The following is a 2971-nucleotide window of genomic DNA, read 5'->3' on the forward strand; positions in this document are numbered from 1 at the left end:
AACTCCATTCATCAGTACCGTAAAAACGCCCTGCTCGATATGACCGTGGCCCTGACGCGTGGTGCTTCGCTTTCTCTTACCAGCATCGGCCGATATCTGGCGCGACGGTCATCGGTATGCAAAGGCGGGTGTCATGCTCAACGATTTCAGTGGCTCTGGTATTGCTCAACTGAATTTGTTTGATGAGCAGCCTCCCCGGCCTCACAGCCAGGAACTGATGGAAGTTGTTGACAGGATCAATCACTCCGGGCTTGGCCAGATCTGGTTTGCTGTCCGGGGAATAACCCCTCAGTGGAAAATGAAACGGGAGATGCTGAGTCCTGCTTACACGACACGCTGGCAGGAACTGCCCCTTGTCCGTATTGGCTGAAGAAAGTGATCCGGGCACATAACTTCACAAGCACGGCTGGATGCCGTGCGATGGCACTGTTTCTCCATATGCACAGAACAGAACCGGTAACCCGGTACAGCTGGACAGGTTTTATCTGTCCGGGTGTGCCGGGTTGGGCAAGCCCGGAGGAACCGGGCGCGGCAGCTGTCTTTAATTCTGGATTGCCCGTTTGTATCGAAACTTTTTATCCACATAGCCAAGCTCTTTAAATCCCTAACGGGATGAACAAGTTCTTACGGAGCTAAAATTATTTCACAATTCACACCTCATAAGTATGAAGTAATATAATTTAAGTAATACTTATGATTTCACACCAATTAAATCATAAGTATGAAATAATAAATCATATGTATTCTCTGGCGATTGACATTAGAATACAGAAAGGCAATAAATCATACTTCACAAATCATACTTATGAGGCTTGTAATGATTACAGTCATCGGTGGTAACAAAGGTGGGTCAGGAAAGACAACAACCGCAGTGAATATTGCCGTTGCGCTGGCTCTTAAAGGGCAAGATGTATGCTTGCTTAATGCTGATTTGCAGCGTTCAGCTGCAAAATGGCATGCGGAGCGTGAAGCAGCAAATACGAAACCTACCATCACTTTGATAGAGAAATTCGACAACCTGACATCGACCTTACGTGCCCTAGATGAAAAGTATACTCATGTCATCGTTGACGTTGCAGGACGTAACTCCCGTGAATTCATAACTAGCGGCGTCGCTGCGCACCAGATAATTGCGCCTTTGCAATGCTCGCAACCTGATCTGGACACGCTTGTAGAACTACAACAACAGATTGAAGCAATGCGAGACCTTAACCCTGACCTTAAGGTTTTTTGCCTCCAGAGTATGGGAACGACCAACCCAGTATTACGGGGCAACGAGAGAAAGGAATTTCTTGAGTATCTGGAAGAATTTCCAACAATCAAAACAATGGAAACCGTCATTTGCTTCCGAAAGGTGTACAGAGATTGTATGAGTAACGGAACCGGAGTGCTGGAAACTGAAAACAAAGCTGCAATTGAAGAGATTGAGCAACTGGTGTCAGAGGTATTTTGATCATGGTAAAAAAACCAAGCATGCAGGCTTCAGCAACCCGGACGAGTGTTACAGACGAAGAGGCAGATGCGCTTGCACGACGTCTGTCAGATAAGCCGTATGGCTCACCTGAGAAAACTGAAGAAGTTAAGCCAGAACAAGAGAAGCAGTGCCGCACAACGATATCTCTTGGGGAGTCGATGCTGCGGAAAACAGAAGATCTTGCGCTACAAAACAAACGAAGTGGTAAAGACCCCAAAAACGTAAGCGCAATTGTCAGAGAAGCTCTGGAACTATACTTCGAAAAACTTTCATAAATATGAATTCATAAATCATATTTCATAAGTATGATTTATGAAATATTGATAAGCCTTCACATCGGAGGCTTATCATTTAATCTCGAAGATTCATGAAGATGCCAAAAACATGTCTCGTGAAAGTTTTATCCAGCTCCTGTGGCCAGCGGGGAGGATCTGTCTGAAGTAAACCTAGTTGACGCATCCCTTTGTGTTGTTCCGCCTTTCGCTCACAGTAATCATCATCGGTATACCCCATTGTTTCAACCACCACAGTATGCTGTTTCCCGCCAGGCTTGGTAGCCGTCACAATGAAATCGGGGAGCACAAACCCTTTTTCTCCGTTCAGAGTAACTTCGATATCAAAAAGCGGTTTTTCGAGACTCAGAGTCGGCGCATCCGGTTTTTTTTGCAAGCCAGCCCGCAACTTCAGACAGGCTTTCGATGGTGGTGCGCTCAAGGTTGCTGTCGACCGGTACTGGGCATCCCCGGCAGAAGAGGGCATGTGCATAGCCTTCGCTACAGATAACCGTGCCGTCCATTCCCCGGCGAAAGGACAGAATGACCCAGTAGGGTGGGCGTGCGCCATCCTGCGTTTCGCCATTAATACTAACTCCGCGCTCAGGACGAAACTGCAGCTCTCCGCCCGGCCAACGAAACGAGACTTCATCGCGGGTGACCTGATCGGACATAAAAATCTGAAAAAACATCCGCGTCTTGCCTGCTGGCCAGTGAGTATCCGGACGTTCCAGTTCCAGCATTAGTTTCTCCCTACAGTGTGCACTCATCGTCGGTGAAAAACGTACAATCTCCGAGAGCCTGCGATCGCGGATAAACTCGATATTTTCCGTAACAGTCCGAAGTGCATTGATGGATTCCATCACTCCACGTACAGGAAGGGGATGCCGCGTTGCCAGGCGGTTAAGTCCCGCATCCTCTATCAATGAAAGCAGCAGGCGCGCAATACGCGAACGTCGAGTCCGGCGCGTACGATCATCTGTCGGAGCGACCGGACGCCCAGGAGATTTAATTCGGGTTTCGGAGTCGTCAGGAGGCAGAAAACTCCGGTAACTGATGCGTTGGCTGCCTGCTGTTTTACGGGTTCCGGAGGAGGTGGCACCGGCATCGCCACTAAATGGACGGTACATCTGTCAACGCCACGATCTGTGACCGTTATTTGCCATTTTCATGCCCGCCAGATGCTTTCTTTAATGATGCTGTCCGCTTTCCGCCATTTCATCGT

Annotated in this window: 2 protein-coding genes and 3 pseudogenes; 4 read left to right on the top strand and 1 reads right to left on the bottom strand. The window is 48.3% G+C overall.

Annotation, left to right across the window (positions count from 1 at the left end; all coding sequences use genetic code 11):
- The 4 genes and pseudogenes from GA0061070_RS25755 to GA0061070_RS24190 form a co-directional block, all read left to right on the top strand.
- Window positions 1–99, top strand: a pseudogene (locus GA0061070_RS25755) (hypothetical protein); the annotation flags it as partial.
- A pseudogene (locus GA0061070_RS24180) lies at window positions 95–370 on the top strand (DUF4113 domain-containing protein); the annotation flags it as partial. The pseudogenes GA0061070_RS25755 and GA0061070_RS24180, both read left to right, overlap by 5 nt.
- A gap of 447 nt (window positions 371–817) precedes the next feature.
- Window positions 818–1453 (top strand): division plane positioning ATPase MipZ, encoded by a 636-nt coding sequence (locus GA0061070_RS24185; RefSeq protein ID WP_090139061.1) that lies wholly within the window; start codon window positions 818–820, stop codon window positions 1451–1453.
- A 2-nt stretch (window positions 1454–1455) separates the two neighbouring features.
- Window positions 1456–1749, top strand: a complete 294-nt coding sequence (locus GA0061070_RS24190) for a ribbon-helix-helix domain-containing protein (RefSeq protein WP_090139059.1) — start codon at window positions 1456–1458, stop codon at window positions 1747–1749.
- Window positions 1750–1825: 76 nt separating this feature from the next.
- Here the strand turns inward: GA0061070_RS24190 and GA0061070_RS25760 are convergent.
- Window positions 1826–2876, bottom strand: a pseudogene (locus GA0061070_RS25760) (hypothetical protein); the annotation flags it as partial.
- Between the last annotated feature and the right edge of the window lie 95 nt (window positions 2877–2971).

Source organism: Kosakonia oryziphila, assembly GCF_900094795.1.
In the GTDB taxonomy this organism is placed as follows: Bacteria; Pseudomonadota; Gammaproteobacteria; order Enterobacterales; family Enterobacteriaceae; genus Kosakonia; species Kosakonia oryziphila.

Bases quoted from the DNA above. Each gene is read 5' to 3' on its own strand.
- GA0061070_RS24190 (WP_090139059.1), top strand. From the start codon at position 1,456: ATGGTAAAAAAACCAAGCATGCAGGCTTCAGCAACCCGGACGAGTGTT.
- GA0061070_RS24185 (WP_090139061.1), top strand. From the start codon at position 818: ATGATTACAGTCATCGGTGGTAACAAAGGTGGGTCAGGAAAGACAACA.